Annotated in this window: 29 protein-coding genes; 18 read left to right on the plus strand and 11 right to left on the minus strand. The window is 37.2% G+C overall.

The window, feature by feature from the left end; genetic code table 11:
- Positions 1–190: 190 nt before the first annotated feature.
- The 7 genes from HHL23_RS18400 to gldB all read right to left on the minus strand — a co-directional run bounded on the left by HHL23_RS18400 (position 191) and on the right by gldB (position 5,042).
- Entirely contained in the window at positions 191–697 is a 507-nt protein-coding gene (locus HHL23_RS18400) for a DinB family protein (RefSeq protein ID WP_169236236.1), read from the minus strand.
- Between the two features lie 138 nt (positions 698–835).
- Entirely contained in the window at positions 836–1,288 is a 453-nt protein-coding gene (locus HHL23_RS18405; RefSeq protein ID WP_169236237.1) for a GNAT family N-acetyltransferase, read from the minus strand.
- 5 nt (positions 1,289–1,293) lie between these two features.
- Entirely contained in the window at positions 1,294–1,776 is a 483-nt protein-coding gene (locus tag HHL23_RS18410) for a nuclear transport factor 2 family protein (protein WP_169236238.1), read from the minus strand.
- Between the two features lie 20 nt (positions 1,777–1,796).
- Entirely contained in the window at positions 1,797–2,939 is a 1,143-nt protein-coding gene (locus tag HHL23_RS18415) for a cystathionine gamma-synthase (protein WP_317174715.1), read from the minus strand.
- Between the two features lie 11 nt (positions 2,940–2,950).
- Positions 2,951–3,511, minus strand: a complete 561-nt coding sequence (locus HHL23_RS18420) for a hypothetical protein (protein ID WP_169236240.1) — start codon at positions 3,509–3,511, stop codon at positions 2,951–2,953.
- Positions 3,512–3,542: 31 nt separating this feature from the next.
- On the minus strand, positions 3,543–3,869 hold the full coding sequence (gene gldC / locus HHL23_RS18425; protein WP_169236241.1) for a gliding motility protein GldC: 327 nt from the start codon (positions 3,867–3,869) through the stop codon (positions 3,543–3,545).
- Between the two features lie 189 nt (positions 3,870–4,058).
- A complete protein-coding gene (gene gldB / locus HHL23_RS18430; protein WP_169236242.1) occupies positions 4,059–5,042 on the minus strand; it encodes a gliding motility lipoprotein GldB in 984 nt (327 codons plus the stop codon).
- A 52-nt stretch (positions 5,043–5,094) separates the two neighbouring features.
- Between gldB and HHL23_RS18435 the strand changes: the two genes are divergently transcribed.
- The 9 genes from HHL23_RS18435 to HHL23_RS18475 all read left to right on the plus strand — a co-directional run bounded on the left by HHL23_RS18435 (position 5,095) and on the right by HHL23_RS18475 (position 11,861).
- Positions 5,095–5,736: a leucine-rich repeat domain-containing protein gene (locus tag HHL23_RS18435; protein ID WP_169236243.1), complete on the plus strand. Its 642-nt coding sequence runs from the start codon at positions 5,095–5,097 to the stop codon at positions 5,734–5,736.
- A 9-nt stretch (positions 5,737–5,745) separates the two neighbouring features.
- Positions 5,746–6,270, plus strand: a complete 525-nt coding sequence (locus tag HHL23_RS18440) for a GNAT family N-acetyltransferase (RefSeq protein ID WP_228464844.1) — start codon at positions 5,746–5,748, stop codon at positions 6,268–6,270.
- A gap of 522 nt (positions 6,271–6,792) precedes the next feature.
- Complete coding sequence (gene nadE / locus HHL23_RS18445; RefSeq protein ID WP_169236245.1) at positions 6,793–7,587, plus strand: NAD(+) synthase; 795 nt, start codon at positions 6,793–6,795, stop codon at positions 7,585–7,587.
- 29 nt (positions 7,588–7,616) lie between these two features.
- Positions 7,617–8,132 (plus strand): ribonuclease domain-containing protein, encoded by a 516-nt coding sequence (locus HHL23_RS18450; RefSeq protein ID WP_228464846.1) that lies wholly within the window; start codon positions 7,617–7,619, stop codon positions 8,130–8,132.
- Complete coding sequence (locus HHL23_RS18455; RefSeq protein WP_228464848.1) at positions 8,119–8,733, plus strand: matrixin family metalloprotease; 615 nt, start codon at positions 8,119–8,121, stop codon at positions 8,731–8,733. Before HHL23_RS18450 ends, HHL23_RS18455 begins: the two co-directional genes overlap by 14 nt.
- Positions 8,730–9,050: a barstar family protein gene (locus HHL23_RS18460; RefSeq protein WP_169236246.1), complete on the plus strand. Its 321-nt coding sequence runs from the start codon at positions 8,730–8,732 to the stop codon at positions 9,048–9,050. The genes HHL23_RS18455 and HHL23_RS18460 overlap by 4 nt, the downstream gene beginning before the upstream one ends.
- A gap of 328 nt (positions 9,051–9,378) precedes the next feature.
- Entirely contained in the window at positions 9,379–10,170 is a 792-nt protein-coding gene (locus tag HHL23_RS18465; RefSeq protein ID WP_169236247.1) for a hypothetical protein, read from the plus strand.
- Between the two features lie 42 nt (positions 10,171–10,212).
- Positions 10,213–11,007, plus strand: coding sequence for a hypothetical protein (locus HHL23_RS18470; RefSeq protein ID WP_169236248.1), 795 nt, complete (start codon positions 10,213–10,215; stop codon positions 11,005–11,007).
- Positions 11,008–11,045: 38 nt separating this feature from the next.
- Positions 11,046–11,861 (plus strand): hypothetical protein, encoded by an 816-nt coding sequence (locus HHL23_RS18475; RefSeq protein WP_169236249.1) that lies wholly within the window; start codon positions 11,046–11,048, stop codon positions 11,859–11,861.
- A gap of 89 nt (positions 11,862–11,950) precedes the next feature.
- On the opposite strand, the gene pafA is transcribed toward HHL23_RS18475, so the two are convergent.
- The gene (gene pafA / locus HHL23_RS18480) at positions 11,951–13,597 is read right to left on the minus strand and encodes an alkaline phosphatase PafA (RefSeq protein ID WP_169236250.1); all 1,647 of its coding nucleotides are present in this window, start codon (positions 13,595–13,597) and stop codon (positions 11,951–11,953) included.
- 233 nt (positions 13,598–13,830) lie between these two features.
- Here pafA and HHL23_RS18485 point away from each other — a divergent pair, with 233 nt between their 5' ends.
- From HHL23_RS18485 to HHL23_RS18510, 6 genes are all read left to right on the plus strand, one after another.
- The gene (locus HHL23_RS18485) at positions 13,831–14,895 is read left to right on the plus strand and encodes a tetratricopeptide repeat protein (RefSeq protein WP_169236251.1); all 1,065 of its coding nucleotides are present in this window, start codon (positions 13,831–13,833) and stop codon (positions 14,893–14,895) included.
- 37 nt (positions 14,896–14,932) lie between these two features.
- Positions 14,933–15,718, plus strand: a complete 786-nt coding sequence (locus tag HHL23_RS18490) for a hypothetical protein (protein ID WP_169236252.1) — start codon at positions 14,933–14,935, stop codon at positions 15,716–15,718.
- A gap of 2 nt (positions 15,719–15,720) precedes the next feature.
- Positions 15,721–16,113 (plus strand): VOC family protein, encoded by a 393-nt coding sequence (locus HHL23_RS18495; protein ID WP_169236253.1) that lies wholly within the window; start codon positions 15,721–15,723, stop codon positions 16,111–16,113.
- A 24-nt stretch (positions 16,114–16,137) separates the two neighbouring features.
- Positions 16,138–16,671: a GNAT family N-acetyltransferase gene (locus HHL23_RS18500; protein ID WP_169236254.1), complete on the plus strand. Its 534-nt coding sequence runs from the start codon at positions 16,138–16,140 to the stop codon at positions 16,669–16,671.
- Between the two features lie 98 nt (positions 16,672–16,769).
- Positions 16,770–17,354 (plus strand): TetR/AcrR family transcriptional regulator, encoded by a 585-nt coding sequence (locus tag HHL23_RS18505; RefSeq protein WP_169236255.1) that lies wholly within the window; start codon positions 16,770–16,772, stop codon positions 17,352–17,354.
- A 71-nt stretch (positions 17,355–17,425) separates the two neighbouring features.
- Positions 17,426–18,163 carry an SDR family oxidoreductase gene (locus tag HHL23_RS18510; RefSeq protein WP_169236256.1) on the plus strand — a complete coding sequence of 246 codons (738 nt, stop codon included), beginning with the start codon at positions 17,426–17,428 and terminating at the stop codon, positions 18,161–18,163.
- A 164-nt stretch (positions 18,164–18,327) separates the two neighbouring features.
- On the opposite strand, the gene tnpA is transcribed toward HHL23_RS18510, so the two are convergent.
- Positions 18,328–18,780: an IS200/IS605 family transposase gene (gene tnpA, locus HHL23_RS18515; protein ID WP_169233696.1), complete on the minus strand. Its 453-nt coding sequence runs from the start codon at positions 18,778–18,780 to the stop codon at positions 18,328–18,330.
- A gap of 321 nt (positions 18,781–19,101) precedes the next feature.
- Entirely contained in the window at positions 19,102–19,470 is a 369-nt protein-coding gene (locus tag HHL23_RS22930) for a transposase (protein WP_394354159.1), read from the minus strand.
- Positions 19,471–19,476: 6 nt separating this feature from the next.
- On the opposite strand from HHL23_RS22930, the gene HHL23_RS18525 reads away from it, so the two are divergent.
- The 3 genes from HHL23_RS18525 (at position 19,477) to HHL23_RS18535 (ending at position 21,516) form a co-directional block, all read left to right on the plus strand.
- Positions 19,477–20,277 carry a hypothetical protein gene (locus HHL23_RS18525; protein ID WP_169236257.1) on the plus strand — a complete coding sequence of 267 codons (801 nt, stop codon included), beginning with the start codon at positions 19,477–19,479 and terminating at the stop codon, positions 20,275–20,277.
- Between the two features lie 494 nt (positions 20,278–20,771).
- The gene (locus tag HHL23_RS18530) at positions 20,772–21,017 is read left to right on the plus strand and encodes an IS630 transposase-related protein (RefSeq protein WP_317174714.1); all 246 of its coding nucleotides are present in this window, start codon (positions 20,772–20,774) and stop codon (positions 21,015–21,017) included.
- Positions 21,018–21,048: 31 nt separating this feature from the next.
- Positions 21,049–21,516 carry a transposase gene (locus HHL23_RS18535; RefSeq protein WP_317174716.1) on the plus strand — a complete coding sequence of 156 codons (468 nt, stop codon included), beginning with the start codon at positions 21,049–21,051 and terminating at the stop codon, positions 21,514–21,516.
- 98 nt (positions 21,517–21,614) lie between these two features.
- On the opposite strand, the gene HHL23_RS18540 is transcribed toward HHL23_RS18535, so the two are convergent.
- On the minus strand, positions 21,615–26,351 hold the full coding sequence (locus HHL23_RS18540; RefSeq protein ID WP_169236258.1) for a lamin tail domain-containing protein: 4,737 nt from the start codon (positions 26,349–26,351) through the stop codon (positions 21,615–21,617).
- Positions 26,352–26,372: the final 21 nt, after the last annotated feature.

Consider the following 26,372-nt stretch of genomic DNA (forward strand, 5'->3'; position numbering starts at 1 on the left):
ATCAAACAAAAGAAATATAGGTAAATATAGAGCAAGAGCTAAACCCATAGTCTCTAAAAATCAAAAGGATAGCTTGTGATATTTTACTAACTTAATGACATTGGGCTAAAGCCCGTTCCTATTGAATTTTATACATATCGTTGAAGATCTGTCATCTTGGTTTTTGTTCTTGATTCTTCAAATCTAAAACCTATTCTAATACTGGCAAATACCTCTCTTTAATTATACTCAAATGATGATAATTATGTCCCACAATCAGTTTTCCGATTGTTTCCACAGCCAATTGATTTCCATTGGCTATTCCTGTATTATTTAAAACAGATGGTTCAAGGGTTTCAATTAGAATTTGTGAAGACTTTCTTACAAGTTTGTACTCTTCCAGTAGAGATTCTAAAGATCTGTTATTAGCAAAAGAAGCCGAGGCATACTCTTCTTCATCGAAGCCTTGCAATTCCGCTTTATCTCCTCTTGCAAAAGCCAGAATTCTGTATTGAAATATCCTTTCGGTATCAGATAAGTGGAGTAAAAGTTCTTTCAGGGTCCATTTTCCTTCTGCATATGCAAAAAGAGACTGTTCTTCTGTAAGAGCGGCATATATTTCTGCCGTTTTCTCGCCAGATATTTTTAATTCTCCAATCCAGTCCTCTGAAGGAATCTGGTCCAGATATCTTTGTACGTATTTTTGAAAATCAGACATTTTTTTTGAATTATAAGTTATCAGTTATGAATGAAAAGTGAAGAATGATGAATGAAAAATCATTGGTGATGGTTTAGAAAAGACCATTTCTTATTGACTATTAATCATTCACATTTTTAATTCTTCATTTTTAATTTTTTAATTTCCTTTGTTCGTCCATTCATAAAAGTTCACAGAGTCATAGAGTTCGAAGCCGCAGGCCGGATATAACTGGTTTCCGACATCATTGTTTTTTCCGGTTTCCAGCAGAACCCCGCATGCGTTTGATGATCGGCACAATTCTTTGGCTTCTTCGATCAATTCTTTGGAATAACCTTTCCCTCTGTGATTTTCGTTGACATAGAGATCATTCAGCAGCCAGTAGCGCTGCATTCTTGTGGATGAAAATATGGGATACAGCTGGACAAATCCTGTCAGTTTTCCATCTTCTTCTGCCACAAAAATTTCGGAATCTTTGTTCCCGATCCTTTCTCTGAGAAAATTCTCAGCAGCAGGAATATCAGATTCTTTATGATAAAAAATCCTGTATTGGTCGAATAATTCCGCCAATTGATTCACATCTTCAAAAGTAGCCTTTCTGGTATTTTTCATATGGATTATAAATGATGATCATAGCTCAATACCCTTTTCATTTTCCACTGTTTATCTTCTAAAATCCACAAAATAGTAAATTTTGCTCTGCTCCCCTGATTCCATTTTCCATTGGAAAATTCAAAAAAATCATGCTCTCCTTCTTCTATGAAAGCATACAGAACATTATTGTTGTATAAATGATAAACTTTCATACTGTTAGGTACAAGGTCACGCTTCACTTTATTGGGTCCGCCACAGATATTATTTTTAATGGAAGCGGTAAAAGCTTTCTCACCGGAAGTGATTCCTCCTTTATCGTGGTAAAACTCCAGATCGTTGCTGACTATAGATTTATAATGAGAAAGATCGCACTTATTAAATCCTATATCAAAGATCAGACTGTCCAGCTTTTTGGCCGTTTTATACAATTCATCAGTAGTTTTCACCTGAGAATATACCATCTGACTGAAAAAACTTAAGATCAAAAAAAATTGAATCTTTCTCATTATATTTTTATTTTAGTGTATTAAGAAAAAGCTCTCTCAAGATCTGCGATCAGGTCTTCGGCATCTTCAATCCCAACGCTTAAACGTACAAGATCATCCGTAATACCTAATTCTTCACGCTTATCTGCAGGAATAGACGCATGCGTCATCAACGCAGGGTGATTTGCTAAAGATTCTACCCCTCCTAAAGATTCAGCCAAAGTGAAAACCTTTACTTTCTCAAGGAATTTAACGGCATCTTCTTTTTTTCCTGATTTGAAAGTGAAGGAAACCATTCCTCCCGGTTCTCTCATTTGAGATTTTGCAAGTTCGTACTGAGGGTGAGATTCCAATCCCGGATAAATCACTCTATCCACTGCAGGATGAGTTTCCAGATATTTGGCAACTGCAAGTCCGTTGTCTGAGTGACGCTGCATTCTTAATGCTAACGTTTTGATTCCTCTTAAAACAAGGTAAGAATCATGAGGTCCTAAAATACCACCACTCGCAAACTGGATGAAGTGAAGTTTTTCTCCCAGTTCGGCATCTTTTGCGATCAATGCTCCGGCAATTACATCTGAATGCCCACCTAAATATTTTGTAGCTGAGTGCATTACTATATCTGCTCCCAAATCAATAGGTCTCTGGATATAGGGTGTTGCGAAAGTATTATCTACAGCAACCAGGATATCTTTTCCTTTGGCCATTTCCACCACAGCTTTGATGTCTACCAGTTTCATCAGAGGATTCGTAGGCGTTTCTACCCAGATCAATTTTGTTTTGTCTGTGATGACGTCGGCAATTTTTGAAACATCATCAAAATTCACGAAAGTAAATTTAAGCTGATATTTTTCAAAAAGTCTTGTAAACATTCTGTAAGTACCGCCGTAAAGGTCATCTACCGCTACTACCTCATCACCGGGGTTCAATAATTTTAAAACACAGTCGATAGCAGCCAGTCCGGAACCGAAAGCAAGACCTCTTGCTCCGTTCTCAATACTTGCGAGAGAGTCTTCTAATGCCTGTCTTGTAGGGTTGGCAGCTCTTGAATATTCATATCCGGAATGTACTCCAGGACTTTTCTGTGCAAATGTAGACGTTAAAAATACAGGAACATTAACAGAACCTGTTGCAGACTCGTGGTGCTGCCCTCCGTGAATTACTTTTGTATTAAAATTCATAATATTTTTATTTTTTATAAGCCTCCCATAAAAAAATCAAGGCTCTTTGAAACGTTATCAGATTTTCTTTTCACCTCTAGCTTTCCGTTAAAAGCATAAGCCAGAACTTCTATATCTTCCGGAACTTTATCTGGAACAGTAGTGGTAAAAGAAGCCTGATATTCACTGTTTTCGTATTTATCAGTGCTGGTTTCCTTAAGTTCTTCAAACTTTCCGTTGATTTTGAGAATTATTTTTTTCAGGGAATCATCTATATAAGCAATATCTGAGCCGTTTCCTTTAATGAAATCATCCATGCTGGGAACAAGCTCCATCACAGATTCACCTTCCATATCATGAGGATGAAGGCTTCCCTTTAACATCGCTGCTGGAATATCCTTTTCTTTGAATAAAGCAATATCCATATCCGCGTTTTCAGAAACATTCTCCGTCCCGGAAACTTCTTTATTTTCAGAAGCCGGAAGTTTTTCTGTCGTTATAGCAGAATCTGCTGTTTTTGTTTCCTTTACCTCAGTTTTCTTTTCGCACGCGGCCAACAATACCGCCGTACTGATGATTAGAAGTACTTTTTTCATATAATTTTGTGATTGGTGTGGAGTTTTGATATTACAATCTGATGGCAGATTTTACTGCAAATTCATCAGCAATCTGCTCCAGCCATTGTGCTACATCCTCTTCTCCCGTAGCTCTCTGGTACGTACTTCCTAAAGATACCAAAATCTGGTGAATAAACATCTTCATCTGGTCTACCGGCATTTCTTTTGTCCAAAGATCGATTCTTAAAGCTTCCATTGTTTTGTCGTCCCAAACAGAGATCATCGTTGCTTTCGTTTCTTCTTTTTCCACACCACCGTCCTGAGCATTCCATGTTATACTTTCAGGAATGTGGTTCTCATCCAACTCTACATCTATTGTAATCTGAGTTTTTCTCATATCAATTTAAAAATTTTCCGCAAAGTTAATACTTCTTCAGCTTATCTAAAATTTCTACGAAGTTATCTTCATCAGGAAATACTTATTAATGTAAATAATTTTTCACTTCATTAAGATGCGGAAAATACTTAGTTTTAAATTAAAAAAAAACCTCCAAATTACTTTGAAGGCTATTTTTTATTTTGACTGTTACGGTTTTTTAGGTTTGTAAACCGCTTCATTAAATATCTTTGTGGCATCCAGCTTTAAGAAATCCGCCAGTTTGGTTTCGGGTTTCAGTCTGAAATAGGCTTTGCATATCTGCCATCCTGTAAAGATTCCAATCTGAGGCGAAGATTCGTTATCAATTTCCGTATAGAATTTTGAGAATGGTCCGGGAGAAATGAAACGTTCTACCAATCTTGGGTCATCTCCGAAAATCAGGTTACTTTCTACGAAATAATTCCAGATGTTGGATTCATTCGCTACAGCCCATTCGTATTGCTTTTGGGTATAATTCATTTTCAGATAATCCGGTGTATCGGGGAGGAAAGCATCCTGCAACATCATAATTTTTCCGTTCAGAATAACTTTATCAATGAATTTCTGATGATCCGGAGATTCTGTCACAATACTTTCGGCGAAGATCTGTGAAACTTTAGGAACAATATTCTGAGGATTCATCGATTTCTGAAAATAGAGTTCGAGTCCTTTGTAATTGGCATTGCCATCACCCATAAATCCTGTAATATCTATGAATAACAGATTTCCTTTAGAATCATAAAAAATAGGATCCTGAATCATCTGTAATGCGGACGAAAACAGATAAACCTTAGGGCTTTTGAACTGTGGAAAATAATATTTGATATGAGCAAACAGATCCTGAAGCTCTTTTTGAAGCTTTGCCTCATCTATTTTCCCTGCTGCTTCTTTATAGATCTTGATCTCTTCTGCATCCGCTCTTCTTTTTCCAAAATCTGCATCAGAAACGGTTCCCTGGAACCATGGAAATTTAGCTTTAAACTGTTCCAGAGGAATATCCTGGTTATAAAACTCCTTGGAAATATCAGTTAGCTCCACTTTTTCTGCCGTATTTTTCACTTCTACTTTCCACTGATTTTCGGGCTCTTTTTTACAAGAATCCAAAGTGAGAACTAAAATATAAGAAAGGGCAATAATTTTAAAAATCTTCATTATTTTTACATGAAATTTAAGTATACAAAAATAAGGATTAAAAACACAATCGATGAGGAAAATTAAAATATTTACAACCTTCTGCCTGATTATTTCAGGATTTTCTCTTTTCTGTGCCCAAAAAATTAATTTTAAAGATCAAAACTTTGAAAAGGCTGTGCTTGAAAATTTTGACCTTAATAAAAACGGTTCACTGGAACAGCTGGAGGCAGATGCAGTCACTAATTTATTTCTGGTTCAGAAAGGCATTCAATCAGCGGAAGATGCACACCATTTTCCCAATGCTAAAATGATCGTGCTTGATGACAATGCTATTCCCAGTGTTTCTATTAGCCAACTTCCCCATCTTGAACTGTTTTCCTGTACGGGATGCAAGATATCTTCTTTCAGAGGAGAAAGCCTTAAAAATCTGGCTTCACTCTATCTTGACAACAACCTTCTGGAGAATATTTCATTAAAGGAAACTCCAAGAATTGATCAATTAACATTATCTTTAAATCAACTAAAAACCATCGATATCACTGCGCTCAAAAATTTACGAAAGCTGAACGTCGAACATAATAAGATTCAAAAGCTTGATATTTCCGGAAATCCAGCCCTTCAGACACTGAATGTGGGAGGAAATAAAATCAAAGAAACTGATATTAATAAGGGAATAAAAACCGACGTAACTATTTTTGGAACTGAGCCCTAAATTATGACTATGAAAATAGAAACAAAAAGACTGATCTTAAGAAAACTTGAAGAAACAGATGTTAAACGCATGTTTTTGCTGGATTCTAACCCGGAAGTGATGAAATACATTGGTGTTCCGGTACTCACAAAACCGGAAGAATCATTAAATATGATCAGAATGATCCGTAAACAATATGAGGAAAACGGGACAGGAAGACTTGCTGTAATTGAAAAGGAAACCGGTCTGCTGATCGGCTGGAGCGGTTTAAAACTGCTGACACAGCCAATCAACGGCTATAAAGACGTTCTAGAGTTGGGCTACCGTTACCTTCCTGAATTCTGGGGAAAAGGTTATGCATTAGAAGCAGCTGAAGCGGCTCTTGATCTCGGGTTTAAGGAGATGAATGCAGAAATCATTTATGCCTGTGCTCATTCTGAGAATAACGGATCCAATCATATACTAAGAAAATTAGGCTTTGAGAAAACTGGTGAATTTACAGAACCTGACGCAGTCTGCAACTGGTATGAACTGAAGAGCGAAAAATATCTTTAGACTTATGTTTACTATGCTGCAGGAGAGGTTAAAGATCACAAAAAAGTTTTTGAGCTTGTTGAAGAAGCTTTCAGAGATATGGAATACAGTGACCATTTCCTTGTGAAAAGACTAAGGGGGATCTGATAACTTCATTCCTGAACTTTCTCTAATTGCTGAAATCAAAAACGGTGAAATGGCCAGCCATATTTTTATTGCCAAAACTTAAAATAGTGAATGGTGTCGAAACATTTGAATCGCCGGCTCTGGCTCCTTTTCAGAATCGGGGGATTAGAGGACAGCTTCTCCTTCAAGGACATTCAATTGCTAAAGAGCTGGGCTATAGCTCGGTCATTCTGATGGGTACGAAAATTATCATCCTAAATCTGGTTACGAAAAAACCAGTAATTTTGAAATATCTTTTCCGTTTGGAATTCTGAAGGTAACGGAATGGTTGTATAACTAGCAAAAGACGGATTAGAAATATAAAAGGTGTAGTGAAATACCCTTAAAAAAATTGAAATAGATTAAAAAATATAAACAATGCAGACTCAAAAAGTAATAGATCATCTTGTACAGTGGTTAAAAGATTATGCTGTAAAAGCTAATGTAAAAGGATATGTCATCGGTGTTTCCGGAGGCGTAGATTCCGGGGTGGTTTCTACTCTTGCAGCCATGACAGGATTGAAAACCCTTCTGATCGAAATGCCGATACGCCAGAAACCGGATCAGATAGACCGTGCCTGGGAACATATGAATGACCTGAAATCAAAGTTTCCCAATGTAGAGGCTATGTCTGTGAACCTGACTCCTGCTTTTGAAGAACTTTATAAAACATTTGATGTAAAAGACGATCTGTTTCCTAACGAGAAACTGGCTTTCGCCAATACTAGATCACGTCTGAGAATGCTTACCCTATATTATTATGGGCAGATCAACGGTCTTTTGGTATGCGGAACAGGAAATAAAGTAGAAGATTTCGGAATCGGGTTTTATACAAAATATGGCGACGGCGGTGTAGACGTCTCTCCAATCGCAGATCTTTACAAAACTGAAGTGTATACGCTGGCAAAAGCTTTAAATCTGGTTAAAAACATCCGGGAAGCGATTCCTACGGATGGTCTTTGGGATGTAGACAGAACAGATGAACAACAGATCGGAGCTACCTATCCTGAACTGGAAAAGATCCAGAAAGAATACGGAACCAAAACCGCTGACGATTATGAAGGCCGCGATAAAGAAGTCTTTTTAATTTTTGACAGAATGCATAAAGCAGCTCAACATAAAATCAATCCTATCCCGGTTTGTGATATTCCTGAGGAGTGGAGAAATGATTAGTTCTGAATTATAAATTATAAGTTTTATTTATGAACGGTAAAATAAGATCGGTATTTTTCATTTGCCTGGGGCTTCTGTTCGGAATGTCTGTGATGTATGTCTACAATAATTTTATTGCAGATAAAAAGGGAAAAACAGAAACCGAAAAAACAGAAAATTCACGTTATGGAAGTACTTCCACGGATTCTCAAAGTACCCATGGAAATTCTTCGTCACAGTCCATAGGCCAACTGACAGCAGAAAAAACGGTTATTAATTATGTAAAACAGAACCACAGGCTTCCTGACTATTACATCACTAAAAATGAAGCCAAACAACTGGGCTGGAACCCGGGAAAAGGAAACCTCTGCGATGTATTGCCGGGAAAAGCCATTGGTGGTGATAAGTTCAGCAACCGTGAGAAAAGACTTCCCGGAGATGAAAAATATTATGAAGCAGATGTGAACTACAGCTGTGGCAACCGAAATGCAGACCGGATTATTTTTACAAAAAACGGTGATGTTTATCTGACTAAAAACCATTATAAAAGTTTTGAGAAGCAGTAGTTTTTGTGGTCTGGCAGCAATAGTATCCTTAGCATTTTCATGCTCGGAAAAACAGCAGCCCGAAAAGAGTGGCAAGCCGATGACCATACTGATTCAGCCGTTCAAAGATTTCAGTTCTGAAAACGTGAAACAAACCGCAGGAGAAATCAGGAAAATCTATCCTAGCGTGAAAGTTCTTGAGCCCATTGATTTTCCGGAAAATGCCTATTATAAAGCAAGAAACCGTTATCGCGCAGATTCTATCATAAAATTTTTGGATAACCACACAAAAGAAGGTTTTGTTACAATTGGTTTAACTTCAAAAGACATCAGCGTTACTAAAGGAAAAATAAAGGACTATGGAATCATGGGACTTGGTTACAGACCAGGGAAAGCCTGCATAGCCTCAACATTCAGGCTGAATAAAAAAAACAGGGATGAGCAGTTCTTTAAAATAGCAATCCACGAGCTTGGACATACACAGGGACTGAAACACTGTCCTGAAAAAACATGCTTTATGAGAGATGCCGAAGGTGGAAACCCTACTGATGAGGAAACAGATTTCTGCAAGAAATGCAAAACTTTTTTAATTAATAAAAACTGGAAATTTAATTCTATATGAAGACAATATATATCGATTTTACAGACATTGGCGACTACGAGGATTTTTACGCCCAATTAAAGGAAAAAGTGACTCTTCCGGAATATTTCGGAGACAATCTTGATGCACTGTCTGACGTCATTACCGGAGAGCTGGAAATGCCGCTTCACCTTGAATTCGTCAATATGACGGTAGACCAACTGGAGATCTTTGAAGATCTGCTGACGACCCTTGAGGACGCGGAAGATGAAAGAGAGGATTTCAGTTTCACTTATTACCTAGAACAGTATGAAGAAGACGAAAACGAGGATGAGGATGTCGCTGAAGACAAAGAATAATTTGACCTGAATAAAAACAAAACTCGCAGAAAATCCTGCGAGTTTTTTTTGGAAAAAGCGGAGGAATTTGGATGAGTTATGTACGTAACTCGACTTACATTGTTCCCTACATATGAAGTATCATCGCGGAACCTATGATTGCATTTCCGTCGACAGAAACATTAGAATTAATAAAAAACAGATATCAAAATACAGTTTAAATCAAAAAAAACTAAATCAACACCATAAAATCATTTAAAGTGATTTTTATTCAAAATAATTACAAAAATTAAGAATAAAATTAATTACCGGAACGTTTTTTGATAAACCTAAATAAAACTAAACAACGATGAAAACAATGAACATTATTATTCCCTTATTATTGGTCGGCTTTTCTTTTACAGAAGCTCAGGTAGGAATTGGAATAAATTCACCCAACGCCAATGCAGAAGTGGATGTAACCAGCACCAATAAGGGTTTACTCCTTCCAAGACTTGCCCTTGTTTCTACCAATAGCTCCTCTCCCCTTTCAGCCCACGTTGCCGGAATGACTGTATACAATACAGCTACCAATACTTCAGTACCCGCCAACCCTGTATATCCGGGAGAATACTATAATGACGGTACCCAATGGTTAAGGAAATCTACCTGGAATGATGCCAGAATGATTACCGGAGGAAGCATAAGCGACCCTATTGCGCTGATCACCACAGACGTTGTTGCCGAAACAGCATCCAATATAACACTGAGTACTGTTTCCTTTACTTTAGACAGACCGTCTACCGTAGAGTTCAGTGCCAATATTTCTACAAAGTATACCGCTTCCGGAAGCAATACAACCCCTTTATCAGACGGAGCCATAAAATTATGTACGGTCAACTTTCAGTTCACTACAGCTCCTGCCGGAGTTTCTACGACTGCTTTTTTTGGTGATCACTCCACCTCTTACACGAATTCACTTTCTGCTGCCGGGACTGCAACAGGAGATGTTTATCTGAATCCGTATAGCGTAGTCGCTTTGCCAGTAGGAAGCTATGTCCTGATTGTAAGAGGGACGGTTTTAAGCGGAACTGCCTTTAGAATAGGCTTTGGCGGAGGTACCCATGATATGATCCAAGTCATAGCTACCCCATTACAGTAATGGGAAGCCTGTCTATTTTTAACATCATTAAAATATGATACAATGAAAAAAATTAAATATACAATCCTGTTCTTTCTGCTTTTCTTTTTATTGACAAATGCTCAGGTTGGCGTGGGATTAGCCAGTCCAAATGCTAATGCTCAGCTGGATATCACAAGTACCAATAAAGGGGTTTTACTGCCGAGACTGGCATTAATCGCTACCAATAATTCTTCACCGCTAACAGCTCACGTAGCCGGTATGACGGTATACAATACTGCCACCAATACTTCTGTAGCAGCCAATCCCGTGTATCCGGGTGAATATTATAATGACGGAACACAATGGCAGAGAAAGTCTGCGCTGAATGATATAAGAATGATAACGGGAGGTACAATCGCTGATTTACTTTCCCCTATCACCGTAGATGTTGCAGCAGGCACCCCTGCCACTACTACTTTAAGTACGTTTTCCTTTACTCTGGACAGACCATCCAGAGTAGAGTTCGGAGGTAATATTTCTACATCTTTTACGGTGAGTGGTGACAGCACTACGCCACTGGGAGATTCGTCAGTAAAATTGGCAACTGTGAATTTTGTATTTACCACAGCACCAGCCGGAATAGCTGTCAATGCTCCATTTGGAGACAGTACAGTAACTTATATGAATGCCATCACGGCCAATATAACGACCATTACAGGAAATCTGTATACTGCTCCCCATGCTATCCTCCAATTGCCAGCGGGAAACTATGTGGTTAATTTAAACGGAGTGGCATCCAGCAGTAATGCTTTTAGAATTATGTATGGGTCCGGAATCCGTGATATGGCCCAGATTAAAGCCACGCCTACAAAATAACGGTAAGATTTTTAATATGAACTAACTAAAACCTAATCATGAAAAATATATTTCTGACAGTCCTTGCTTTTCTAGGTATTTCATCCCAGACGATGGCTCAAGTGGGAATAGGCCTTGCTTCACCCAACACCAATGCAATGCTGGAGGTAAGCAGTACAAATAAAGGGATATTGCTTCCCAGAGTAGCTCTTACAGCGACCAATAATTCGTCACCGCTTTCAGCACATGTGGCAGGAATGAGTATATACAATACCGTAACCAATACCTCTGTACCAACCAATCCCGTGTATCCGGGAGAATATTATAATGACGGAACCCAATGGCAGAGAAAATCAGCCTGGTCTGAAAAAACAATGCTTTCAGGGGGGACCATAGGTGGAGACGCACTGGCTACAACAACTCTGGATGTTCCGGCAGCTACAACCAGCGGCTCTATTACCACCATTACGCTGGCTACAATATCTTTTACTTTAAGCAAACCTTCTTTAGTGGAGTTTAATTCCAACATCTCTGCTATTTTCACCAATTTTGGTATTGCACCAGGCGCTACCGGGGCAGGAATAACAGATAATGCAGTGAAACTTTGTAATATGTACTACTCATTTACGGCTGCGCCAGCCGGTATACCTATCAATAACGCATTCGGAATATCTTCCCTATCTTATATTAATAGTTTTGCCACTTTTATCACCACTGGTAATTTTTATCTTGTGCCCCGCACTACACTTAATTTACCAGCAGGAAATTATATCCTTACGGTAAACGGCGCCGGTGCAAGCGGAACTGCTTTCAGAGTGACATTTGGTTCAGGAAATCGTGATACCATTAATATAAGGGCGACTCCTTCCAAATAATATCTTTATAGTTGATTGAAATTAAAAAAAGAGATGCAAAAACTGCATCTCTTTAATTGTACATGATAAAAAGTGTTCCGGAATATTTATTATCTTCCAATAACCTCTGTGATCGGGTTTCCTACATTTCCACTTGGAAACTGAATTTTCAGTAATGATGAAATGGTAGGGGCAATATCGGTCATATGATACGCTTTATTGCTTTCCCCTTTCTGGATTCCCCAGCCCATAAAGATCAATGGAATGTGGGAGTCATAAGAATTCCATACACTGTGTGTAGTTCCAGTCTTGGAATATGGAGGAAGCATCGAATCGTGGGAGATTAGCTGGATATCACCGCTTCTCTGTCTGTTGATTCCGTTAATGATTCTCTGTTTGATGGGTTCCGGAATCGTAGCTTCCTGAACTTCATCCACAGATACTGCATATAAAACGGTAGGATCTTTCTGCAATTCTTTGATTGTAAAATCTCTCAAATCATCCAACTCTATTTTGTTATCCTGCATCAGTTTTCTGTCAAAATAAATCTGGTAGTTGTCTACTGCATTGATCAGTTTATCAACTCCGAATTTATCTTTCAGTTTTTGATTGATATCTTTTTCCATTCCATCCCCAAAGAATCCTGTAGTGATCTTATGCTCTTTCAAAAATCCTACTGAATGAGCTCCACCGTGATCGGCAGAAAGAAAAACAGTGTACTCTCCTTTTCCTACTTTTGAATCCAGATAGCTGAAAAACTCGGCAAGATCCTGATCAAGTCGTAAATACACATCTTCCACTTCGATAGAATTCGGTCCGAATTTGTGCCCTGCATAATCCGTAGAAGCCAGGTTGATTGCTAAAAAGTCGGTAATAGTATCACCTCCTAACTTTTCGCCTTCTACAGAAGCTTCAGCCAGTTTCAGTGTCAGTGTATTTCCAAAAGGAGTATAGCGGATATTATCTTTTTTCGTCTGATAATCCTGAGCTAAATTGCTGTAAGGGAAAACAGGTGTTTTCGCGCTTCCAAGCAGTCCTTCCCAAGAAGAATTATCCGGTGAACTTTCTGTATATTGATTGATCGGAAGTAAAGTATTCCAACCGTTTGCTACTAATTTTTCAGGCAGATTCTGGGAATTGAAAGACTTTACCCACTGAGGCAGGTCATTCATATACCAGGTGCTTGTAATAAAGTTTCCGGTACTATCATCAAACCAGAACGCTCCGTTCGGTGTATGGCCTGCAGGAAGAATGGAAGCACGGTCTTTTAATGAAACTCCGATTACTTTTCCCTGGAAGTTGGTAGCCAGTCTCAATTCGTCTGTCACGGTGGTAGACCAAAGGTTTTTCGGAGAATGACTTCCTATTTTTGCGTTGTTGGTTCCTACCGGCTGTACGCTTTCGTCTGCCGTACAGTATACGTTTTTTCCGGTTTCTTTATCCGTCCAGTCGTTTCCGGCAATCCCGTGGATCGCAGGTACAGAACCTGTATAGATGCAGGTATGTCCCAAAGCCGTAACGGTAGGTACGTAAGGGATGTGGACGTTATTTAAAGAATATCCTGTATTCAGAAGTCTTTTGAAACCATCGTTTCCATATTTACCGTAAAAACGGTACAGATAATCCCACCTCATCTGGTCTACAACCAGTCCTACGACTAATTTGGGTCTTTCTACTTGAGAGTTTTTGTTCTTCTGAGCATTGATTGTCATTACGGACAAAAGGGCTGCTGCCGCAATTGAAATTTTCCTAAGCATCTAGTAAATTTTTGTTGACCACAAATTTACGGGTTTTGAAAGTTTTGGAGTGTGAAATTTTATTTAAATTTAATCAAACCAAATACGCTTTCAGTTTTTATTATTTTATCTCATGTAGAAAAAATGTTTTTTATATCTAGGAATAGTTTAAGACCACTAAGTATATATGAAATGCAAGATTTATTGCATTAGAAATTTACTTACTTTTACAGCGATAATTAATAGTTTCATTTATGCGAAAGTATATTTCCTTTTTTCTTATTTTCATTCTCATTAAAACAAGTTCCCAAATCAATAAACAGCAATTAGTTGATAATTGGGCAAGGGTAAAATCCAGTATGCTCGACGGAAGCAGAGATCTTTCAGAAAGTCCTGAACGGTTTTTAATATGGAAACTTTCTGACAATAAAATTTGTGAATACATAGATCCCATATTTGAAGAGCGGAAAACATGCTTTGATATTAAAATAGAAAATACAAGTATCCGAACTTCGCCAAAAACATTCTATGAAATTGATAAGCTAACCAATGATACATTGGTTGTGATTGGCAGATCAGAGGGAATTACCAGCCATGATAAGATAAAGAAGATGTGGTTTGTACGAACGTCAAAATTCCAACATGAATATCTCAATACATTAAAGAATGACAGCATTGTAATAGCCACTCCATATTTTACACCTTCACTGAAAAAGAACATTTTCTCTGATGTTTTAGAGCGATCTATGACGAATAATGATCGTAATCTCAACATCAACGGAAATATTATAATCCATCCAAAGAAACAGAAGATCGATTTTCAATTTGAAAACCAAGATCAATCTAAAAAGAATTTAGAAAATATAGAATTTTTAAAATCAACTGTTGAAAAAAGTTATCATTTATGGAATTTGGCAGGTTTAGAAAAATTTGACCAGATTATAATTCCATATCGCATAGAAATTCAAATCAAGTATATAAATACATTTAAAGGTTCCACAATAAAATTTGCTTTTTTTAAAAGTGATCATAAAGATTTAAATAATATCCCTGTAACAATAAAAGATAAAATGCTGTCTAATGAAACTTACAATAAAGGCATGAACGCTCTTGAAAATCAGAAATTAGATAAAGCTATAGAACTATTTAATAAAGCATTTGACTTGGATAACACCAATATAGATGCGCTGTATAATACGGCTTCTATAAGCCTGAATAAAGAAGATGTGACTACAGCATGTACTGCTCTAAAAAAATTGAAAGACCTTGAACAAGCTGAAGGAACAAAACTTTTTAACGAAATATGTTCAAAAAACTAATTCATACCAACATCTAACCATGTGATCTTTCAACATTATGATTTTAGGCGTATACTGGTATTTTAAATTTCCCGAAAACTTATACCGTTTCCAGTTTTTTAAATTTTTCAAAGGAATTGGAGGCCATGCCAATAATCTTGCCGAACTGGAAGCCAGAATTTCAGTAGAGCATCCTGAAAACCTCATCAAAAAACTGGAGGAATTACATTTCCGTTTTAAAAGAATGTATCTAGATATTAAGATCAATGAAAACCAGTTATTGATTTCAACGGGTGACTATACCCTTTTTGATGAGCATTTTCAATTCGTCTCAGAGATAGAGAAGCTGCTGATTCTTGCCAATGCAATCCTGATTGACTCTTCTTTTGAAGTAAGATCAAGCAGAAATTTAAGACCGGAAAATGTAAAATATGAAACCATAGAACATCGGTTTATCCAAATCATCGGTTCAGATTTCAAAAAAGATAATGCCGAAAATCTTTCTATAAGAATTGATTGTAATCTCCCACTTTCCTCCAAAAAGGACCTTATTGATGATCTGACCCTCATATGCAGGGAAGAGAATATCCATGTTTTATACTATTTTGATCGGACCTTTAAAGATCAATGCAATCTGATGCTCGTTTTCACCAACGGAAGGCAGATGGAGAATGCAGTTCAGCATGTTTGCATTAATTCATTCGGAAGTAAGGTTCGTCAACTAACTGAAAAGTATCCGCTTCATTTCGGTCATTTCGGAGGTATGGAATACTATCCTTTACATGGGCCTTATATGCAATTGATGAAAGATGAAGAATATATTTTAAATAAAAATAAAACTTAATAATGATTAAATTCAAATACGTCATTTTATACGTTGAAGATGTTGAAAAGTCGATGAACTTTTACCAGAATACATTTGATACCCCTATAAAATTTATCACACCGGAAAAAGATTACGGAGAACTGATTACCGGAGAAACCAGTCTGGCTTTCGCATCCGTACATCTGGCCAGCTCCAATGTAAAGAAGGGATTTTTATCTTCCAGGTCTGAAGAAAAACCTTTCGGAATAGAATTAGGATTTACGACAGATGACGTAGAGAAACTGGTAGAAAAAGCCATTAAAAATGGAGCGCTCCCGTATGAAGATATCGCTGTAAAACCATGGGGACAAAAGGTAGCTTACATTAAAGATCTCGACAATTATTTGGTGGAAATTTGTACAGAAATTCAATAAATCACAATCACATTCTTTATTTTCATGGAAATAAAAAAATTAGAAAAACTGACTGAAAATCCTACACCAAACTGGGGACTTAACGGGTATAGCACCGACAGAATATTATCCATCTCCTTTGTTGAATACAGCGGTTCTTTTGAGTTTACATTAAGAGAAAAATCGCTGCATTACACCAAAGTCTGGGAAACCAATTCCAGCGATATAAATGATCTTAATGAAATCATAGAAAAAGGACATTCTTTCGGAGTTTTTGAAAATGGGGAACTCATGGGATGGATCATTGGTGAGCACAGGACCTGGAACAACAGTTTCTATATTGAAAATATACTGATCAGTGAAATGTTCAGAAGAAACGGAGCCGGACTTCAGCTCATTAAAAGTGCTGTTCGTGAAGCCAGAAATTTAAACTGCAGAATTATCGAACTGGAAACACAAAATACCAATTATCCGGCGATACAGTTTTACAGAAGAATGGGCTTCAGCATAACGGGACTGAATACAAGGTTGTACGACAATCCTGAGGAAACTGCTGTTTTTATGACTTTAGACTTATAATAAGTTTAATGATTGACAGAAACTATAAAACATATTGAATTTATTATTTTGTACCGAATGGTACAATTATATACCTTTGTCCCAGAAAATGAATCCCAATGGCAGGAAGACCTAAAATATTTGACGAGCGTGACGTGGTAGCAAAAGCCACTGAAGTTTTCAGAAACAAAGGCTATGATACAGCTTCTGCTGACGAACTGCTTCGGGCCATGGGCATCGGGAAAGGTAGTTTCTATCTTACCTTTAAAGGGGGGAAGAAAGAACTTTACGTCCGCTCGATCAGCCAGTTTTCAGACCATTTTTATCAAAAAATTTCGGAAAGCCTCACGGCATCTGAGAATAAAATCCAATTCCTCAAAAAGTTTTTTCTGAATCTGGCCAACACTTCTGAATGCGACAAAGAACCTGGTTGCTATTTGGGAAATGCTTTGGTACAGCTATCTGAAAAGGATGATGAAATAAAAAAGATCACAGCTCAAATGCTGAAAAAACTTCAGGTTTTGTTTGCTGAGACTATCAGAACCGCACAGGAAACCGGGCAGATCATTAGCACTGAAGATCCGGAAATTATCGGATGGCATCTCAGCAATCTATGGAACGGAATTCATGTGACAAAAAGGATGGAAAGCTCACCGGAAATATTGAAAAGCATTATTGAACTGAATCTTAAAATACTGGACTAAAATTTTTTACTCAATTCTGTACCAATTAGTACAGTTTAAAAATATCTAATCATTTAATAACAAAAAATATTATGAACATTACCAACAACACGATTTTAATTACTGGCGGAGGATCAGGAATAGGATTGGAAATTGCAAAAGCACTTCATGCAACCAACAAAATTATTATTGCCGGAAGAAACAAAGAAAAGCTTGATGCCGCAGCAGAGGGTCTTGACAATGTTTTTACCATTCAGGCTGACATCACCAATGGAAATGATGTAAACCGATTGGCAGAGGAAATTAAAGTGAATTTCGGTGGACTGAATATTCTGATCAATAATGCCGGACACGCCTATGCTTATACGCTTTCCGATACCTCCGACACTTACACCAAAGCTTCTGCAGAATTTGAAACCAATTATTTTGCCCCGATACGTCTGACAGAAAAATTACTTCCTTTATTAAAACAACAGGAAAATGCAGCTGTTGTGAATGTTTCTTCTATTGTAGCATTTGCGCCGGGTTCTCATGTCCCAACTTATTCTGACTCTAAAGCGGCTCTCCACTCCTATACAAAATTGCTAAGGTATGAACTGGCCAAAGACACCGCTGTTAAAGTTTTTGAGTTGATGCCGCCACTTGTCAATACGGATCTTTCAGCAGAAATCGGAGGCAGGGAAAATGGTATTCCGGCTTTAGAGGTAGCTGACAGTTTAGTACAAGGCCTGATGAATGATACCTTTGAAATTCGTGTTGGAAACACTGAAGTTCTATACAGCAATTTCTTTGCTGGCTCTGATGGTGCTTTTGAAATGATGAACCAATAGCTGGTTCCATATATCCAATCTTACTACTGCAGGGGAAGAAATTATTCTTTTCCTGCAGTTTCATTAATATGTCTCATCAAAAAGATCAATTTGCGACTTCTTTACGCTATTTAAATTATTAAATCTTTAAATAATAAACTACCCCGGGGCAGAGCCCCGAAGTATTAAAAGTCAAAAAGTGTAAGTTGAGCCTCATGCACTTTTTGATATTCTTTTTCTTTTCCTTGATTTTCTATATATTTTTTAATGACATCTTTGTTTCCATATTGACCTACTGTGTTTGCGTAATAACCACTTGTCCAAAAATTTCCACCCCAAAGCTTAGCTTTAACTTCAGGAAAACGTTTGAAAATCTCTTTAGCTGTGATACTTTTTACTTTCATACAAATTTCACTAATTGACAAATTTGGAACACTTTGTATCAAAAAATGAACATGGTTATCTTCATAACCAATTTCTAAAAAATGAATTTCATAGCGATGAGACAATTCAATACATATTTCTTTCAAGCCAGTTCCAACTTCTTCACTTATAACCGAATTCCTGTATTTCACAGGAAAAACAATATGGTAAAGAAGTAAGGTTTTATTATGTCTTTTCAAAATATGATCGTCCATAAATCAAAGCTACATCTTTTTATTCTTTTGAAAAACCATCCGTTTTTCAAACTTTTCCTCTTTTCACCCCGAGGCAGAGCCTCGAGGAATTCTTTAGATTAAACCCAAATTACGTGATAGAGATTTTTGTGTTAGGTCAATTGGGTAATCCCAAATTCCAGTAAACCACTTTCTTCTTTTTTTGGTAAGAGCAATTTTAAGTTTTAGGGTATGGTTTGTTTTTTCAAAATAAGCACCCACGGCAAATGTTCTATATCTGAGTGTGGATAAAGTTGTTTGTTTTTTTTTCCCTGAAGGACAACAGACGAAAAGCAGACATCATTAAGCAATCATAGAAAAAATAAGGGCTGCTTCTGTAGGGAAAAATCCTTTTAGATTAAAACTTTCAGCCTTTAACTCTTTAATCCTGTTTTCTGCATCGCCTCTGTTTCTGTATGTTCTCCAAACATCCGTTGCCGATTGCTGTTGGATGGTAATATAGGTGGAATAGCGATAGTTTCTATGAATTTCATCTTCTGGAAAAATGCTCAAAGTTCTTCCTGCCGCCTTTGGTCTTTGTGCTGTTTTTTGTCTAACAATGACAATTCTTCTCGGCTTTTCCCATGTTTTTGCTTGATAAAATTTGTCGCAAATTTCGATTCCCTCATCTATTCCTACCCAAAAATCCTGCCGGTCTATTAAGTGTTGTATTGGGTGATGAAAAAATTATTATTACCCATTACATTATTACTGTCGGTCACCATGTATTCTCAAGTGGGAATAGTCACCCCTTCCCCTGATCCATCTGCTATGCTGGATGTTGTTGCGTCTGACAAAGGTCTGCTTATTCCCAGAGTCGCTCTTACAAGCGCCACAGATCAAATAACAGTTCCCTCTCCGGCTGTGGGGTTACTTGTTTATAATACAGGAGCTGCAGCTTTAACCTTTAAAGGATTTCCTCAAAAATTTACTTCGGGGGTTCTTTACAGCGGCAACGGTACGATTACCTATTCTGTAACAGGAACCCCTGATTTCAGTTCTCCAAGTACTGCCACAATTCCCCTGAGCTTTTTAGGAGCTAATTGCAGTGCCATTATTGGAAATAACCGTTCTTTGTTTGCTGTAGGAAAAATAAAGAGCGCCAGAATTATAGTTCCGGCAACACCATTTATAACAAACGGAGGAACTCGAAATATGATGAATGGAAAAGCTACAAACAATACAACAACGACCAATAGAAAAGCAGCTTGCGAATTGGCAACAGCAATTGATCAATCAAAATTCATTTTTATTAATGGTTTAAGAATGGATTTCTTGGAAAGTGCTACCAATGGTAATGTAAGTCCAAAGTTTTTTAATACTTTATCAACTGATCTCACCTATAATGTATCGTCTCTTTCTACGTATGATGCTAATATACATGGTGCAAATACAATTAATAAGACTGGATATTATTCTTATTATATTGATGGTAAGATGATCTGGGATGTTCTACAGGAGATCAGGCAGAGTACGTAAAATGCAATGGTAACTTTTAATAACGGAGAATGGTACAACTGTACCTGGCATGCCACAAGAGATGTAGATAATTACTATTTCTACATGAGGGCACAAAGATTAAACTAAGATTCTAAACACACACAATGATAAGCTAAACAAAATTGCAAAAAGTGAAGTCCATCCCTTTCACAGTACTTTTTTAGAAGGACATTTTCATCAAATCAAGCTTTATATTGAAACTTTATTTGTAAAACTCACTTGATTAAATAATTGAAAATGATAAAACACAGTTCTGTAGGAGCCTTCACTTCTGCAATGTTTTGTTAAAACAATTTTACTATCTCTTTCAATTCATTTTGAAGAGATATTTTTTTAAACTCTGACTATAAAATTCAGGAAACAAAAGCTATAGCTAACTCATTATAAAATATCTTATCTTTATAAAATGAGTTATTCTTTAGATTTTCGCAAGCAAGTCTTTAATGTAAAAGCTGAAAATAATTTTAGTTTACGTGAAACAGGAGAACATTTTAATATCCCAGTGCGTACCCTTCAAAAGATGGAAGATCAGAATAGAGCCAAAAACGAAGCGAAACAAACCTGCTACAAAAATAGATATGGAAGCCTTAAGAAAACATGTTGATGCTTATCAGTATGAACGTGCAGAAGTATTTGGAGTGAGTCCTAACTGCATCTTATATGCCTTGAGACGCTTGAAGATAAGTCATAAAAAAAACGCTGATCCATCCCAAAGCTAACGATCAGGCAAGGGCTGAATTTAAAAAGCAAATATTCTTCTACGAATTTATTGATCAAAGGCCAATTATCTATCTTGACGAAAGTGGTTTTGCTATGGATGCTCCTAGACCCAAGGGGTATAGTCTGAAAGGAGCGAGATGCTATGGAGCCCAAGACTGGCATAGCAGAGGAAGAGTCAATGCAATAGGGGCGATTCATCGATTTAAAATGCTTAATGTTTATTTATTTGACGGAAATATCAATGCGGATGTTTTTTATTCATGGGTAACCCAGCAGCTCCTCTCATCACTACCCGAAAGAGCCGTAATTGTAATGGATAATGCCACATTCCATAAACGTTCTGATAGTATAGAGGCTATAGAAAGCAAAGGACATAATATTTTATTTTTACCCCCATACTCCCCTGATTTAAATCCTATAGAAAAGAAATGGGCACAAGCTAAAAGCATCAGAAAAAAATCAGGTGTGATCCTCATGAACTTTTTGCTAATTTTTTAACATGATAAAATATGTTGAGTTAGCTATAAAATAAAAGCCACCCAATAATCTGGGTGACTTTTGTGAAAATTGGTCTCTGAATTTTCTAATACGAACTGTTATTCTTTAATTGCTTTGAATACTTTAGATTCCTTTTCACTTTGAATCTTTATCATATATACCCCTTTGTTCAGGTTAGATACATTAATTGAACCCGTTCCTGCACCCAATTTTTTTGTCTCAATAAGTTGTCCTGTCATATTATAAATAGTTATCTCAGACTCATCATTAAGGTTAATAAATAAAATCTCTTTCATTGGAACAGGATAAATTTTAATCTCCGTATTCTTTTCATCAGTAATTTTTACTGATTTCTCCTGAACTTTCGCTTTTGCCATTTTAGCATTCACAAAACCATTCGAAGTAGATTCGGCTTCCCAACTTTCCGGAAGTTCGTTATTTAAATCAGAAGAAATTAATTTTAAATAAGATCCTTGCCCGTTTGCCTGAATTGGCCATGGTAAAGTACTGGTAAAGAATACATAATCAACCGTATTTCCTGATTGGTCTTTAAAAGTTATCGGCTCACCGGAATTACTCAAACTTCCACTTATCCATTGATATTTATTAAACTGATCAAATCCTGTAATCAATGCAGGATCTTTTACCAACATGATGGTTTGATTTGGTGAAATTTTTGTTCCTTTCGGAAATGTATAGCTAACAGCATCCGCAACAGCAAATCCTGAAACATCTAAATCTGATCCTCCTGCATTTGTAATCATTAAAAACTCTGCATCACCGTTGGATTGCGGTTTATAATTAATTCCCGTGATAACAAATTTCCCCGGATTTGCTTCTTCAACTTTAATGGTTTTTGAAAATTTTGGTCCCCAATTGTTTGTTGCGAAAGGACGTGTCACAATAGCATAAGTACCCACTGGCAAATTAAATGCACCATTATACAAATAGGCTTCCTGTGAAACTGCACCATCATTTCCCATCGGATCTGTTCCATTTAACGTATAATAAACCTGAGTTCCCGAATTTGGATTATTGATCTGGATATTATCTGTTTTTTTAATCGTTTCAGGTGTTGGAATTTCGTTTGCTAAAAGTGTATGTGCCATATTATATTCCAGCCACTTTTTTAAACTAAATGAAACTCTCTCCGGAACCTGAGCAACAATTCTTGGGCCGTCAACATTTTTCCATTGTTTATAAACATTACCTGTATACCCCATGTAAGCTGCATCCAGTTTATACAGTCTATCAAGCTCAGTCATTGTAGTCTGAATTTTGTTTTGCACGTGCGCCACAGACAAAGGCGCTCCATCTGTTCCTTCAAAATTCCCTGAAGCCGACCCTATATATTGTAAAACAGCATCTTTTACCAAAGTTTTAAATTCAAGATTTCCTGTTGTGGTATTCGTATTTGAGCCCATGAATTGTCCAAATAGACCTCCCGGGCCATTCATACTGCCTGCCAAAAGCCATTTGTACTTATAATTACCGCCGCCACCGAAAAATCCTCTTGCAGGCATTGATGTATCTGATGAAGAATAAGTAATTCCGCCAAAGAACGAACCATCCGTATCATTGATCATGAATTTAGCTTTTATCACATTAGGATCGGTGTTATGCATAATGGCAACCGCTTCGTTTTCGGTATCAGTAAACATAAACATCAACTGGAATTTGATTAAATCATCAACATCTACCACTTTTTTAAACTCCTGAAATTTCTTGGCTAATGCAAGATTTCTGATGTTATTCCATACAGTTTGGCTTCCGTCTCCTGCTTCTACAATTCCGCCTGTAAAATATCCGTCCTGTAGATTTACTTTAGTATAATTATTGTCATCATCCCCAAAAACTTCCTCAAGATTATTTGCGTTAAAGTCGTTTCGCATGGTCTTTAAACCCCGGTATTTCCCGTTGACAAATAGGTTGACATACCGTGTATTTAAGGCATATTTCCCCATTTCCTTCTGCAAATTCATTGATATTTTTTCACTAAATCGCATGAAACCAATATTATAAACATTTCGGGAAGCGTTATCCTGGCCTTGTTTCAATTCTAATGACTGAATTTTACCCGGGTTTTCAAATGCATCGCTCGGATAATCATCAAAGAACTTATAATTGGCTTTTTTCACCCCCGAATCTGAATTAAATTTAAACTTAAGATTAGGATTATAAAAACCAACACTCTCCTGCCCGAATTTTCTCGTCAAAGAGTTACTAAAGAAGTTATTTCTTCCGCTATACACATTATTATCAATGTATTCTACAGATGCTTCTGCCCATATTGTACTGGGTTCAGAATTGGTTGTGACAGATACAATAGGAACTTCGCCAATCGCCTGTGCATATTCAGCTGCAGTAATATTGGATTTATAATACCATTGCCAATATCCGTCAGCTGTAGTTTCGTTGGCATAATTATTTCTCAAAACATACGTATGGGCAATCACCCCTGAGTTGTTTCCGCCGGCATCATAAGCATACACTTTTACTGCTGAGGTTTTGCTGATGGTAAGCGGAGCGGTGTAGGTTATTCCTACCGTTGCAGATGGAGTTTTTCCATCTAAAGTATATTTTATTGTGGTTCCGGGTTGCCCAGAAATGGTCAGATCAAATCCGGAATCATAAACCCCTCTTGTTTTACTGAAACCTAGGTCAAGACGTTGTTTTCCATCAGTATTTGAAGTATTGTAAGTAGGTTTAATAAAACTGGATAAACTTCCTGTTCCATTGGGTAATCTTCCAAAAGACTGATTAAAAGGTATATTTTGATACGTTAAAACATCCTGTTGAAGAACATTTCCGTTTACTTTTCTTGAAAGATAAATGGTTTCTCCGTCGGAGCCCAATCCAAAATTCAGATGATTATTTCCTTTGGCAGGATCGCTGTCAGCGATAAAAGTTGTAAACCCTTTGGCGGGAATATACATATCTTTTAATTCGCTTAGCGTTCTGTTTCCATTTTTATCGGAAAGATAAACTCCGCTGTTCTGATCTTTAAAATAAACCGGATAATCATGATCATTATAAAGCTCGATCCAGTCGGTATCTTGGCTCAGAGTACCTTCTGATGACACCTCGTTAATATAAAGTTTGGTCATATTCGCAGGATTGGTTTCTATCCCTTCAATCACAGGACCTGTGTTATTATTTAAATACTCAATGACCAATCTTGGCTGATAAAGTTCTGAACCGTTTCTGGAATACACATTTGCCCCTCCCGATTCTGATTCCAATTTAAAGGCTAATGAGCTGCCAGACTGCCAGCCATTGATTCTTACCTGATCAACCAGATTTCGGAGATTTGAAGTTCTGTATTTAGAGTTTGACACCCAATTTCCCGTATTCCAATCTACAAAAATTGATGAATAATTACGTTTTGTCATATTCTCTACTGTATTAGTATACACCAAAGCATCTGAATTTTCAGAAGATATCTTTACTTGTGCATTTGTACTGTTTCCAAAAGCATAGAATTCAATATAAGCATCAGTAACGTACGCATGATCAGGAAGCTGAATATTTTCAAAGCGAATACCTGTAGTTTGTGGTACAACTCCGGATTTCCCTCCCAATTCCAAAATTCCTCTTGCCAGATTCATTCCTCCGGAAATAAGAGCCTGTACGGCATCATTATTTCCATTGGAAACATATTGACGAACGGTTTCATCCTGAGGAACCGGACCTACACTTGGTCCTGCCCCATTACTTTTATATTCAATAACCAATTTAGGCTGATAATTAGGAGATCCTTCTCTGGACCAGGCTGTGGCATTTCCTTGATTTCCTTCAATTTTAAAAGCAAGCGGCTGCCCGGACTGCCACCCGCTTAACCGGTTCTCATCTATGATTTCTTTTAAATCAATACTTTTATATAATGTGTTTGCCGATGTCCAGGGAGAGGTAATCCACTTGGCTTTACGTTGAGAGTAGTTTCGTCCTGAAATAGTACTGTTTGCGATTGTATAAGCTGCAGAATTACCCAATTCTGTGCGGAAAACAAGCTCTGCATTATTAGCATTGATTCCGTAAGAATACAATTCGATGTAAGCTTTTGTAATTTGAGCATCGGCAGGAATCTGAACATTTTCAAATCTTAATCCTGTGATTTGAGGGGTCAATCCGAATTTCCCGCCAAATTCTAAAATTCCTTCAGCCAAAGTTGTATTTCCATTCGTCAGAAATTGCTCAGCGTCATTATTTCCCGAAGAAATTAATGTGGTAACAGTAGTTGTCTGCGTGGAATAATTGATGACCAACTTAGGTCTCATTCCCACTGCTGCAGAAAATGATTTTACAGTAAATGCCCCTTGTCCGCTCCCTTGAATACGAAATGCAATACTGGCATTATCAATAGCAGCAGGAAACATTTCACTGAATATGTTTTTCAGATCAGGAGACTGATACTTTTGATTGATCACACATCCTGAAGTGATCCATTCTGCAAAACCGTTGGAATATATCCTTGATTTTAAATTTAATCCCGTTGAAGCAGCGGTCGATGTTGGATATGCGGGTGAGCTTCCTATTTCTCCGGTGATTTTCATTGTTGTGGAGGCTGTACTTGCTTCATCTCCGTAAAAAACGAGATAAACACTGTTAATAATCGCATCAGACGGTAACGAAATTCCATCAAAGCGCAAAAATGTTTCCTGCAACGTGGCTCCGTCTTTTCCTGCAAGCTCTAAATCTGAACTCCAGAAACTCGCGGTGTTATTATTCAAAATTTCAACATCATTATTCTGATTGTTGACTTCCATCTGAAGTAAATTCTGTGAAAAAATCAACGCAGGAGATCCAACGAGAAGTAAAAACAGTTTTGTTTTCATATTTTAAACTTTAGTTTTAAT

It is taken from the genome of Chryseobacterium antibioticum (genome assembly GCF_012927325.1).
In the GTDB taxonomy this organism is placed as follows: domain Bacteria; phylum Bacteroidota; class Bacteroidia; order Flavobacteriales; family Weeksellaceae; genus Chryseobacterium; species Chryseobacterium antibioticum.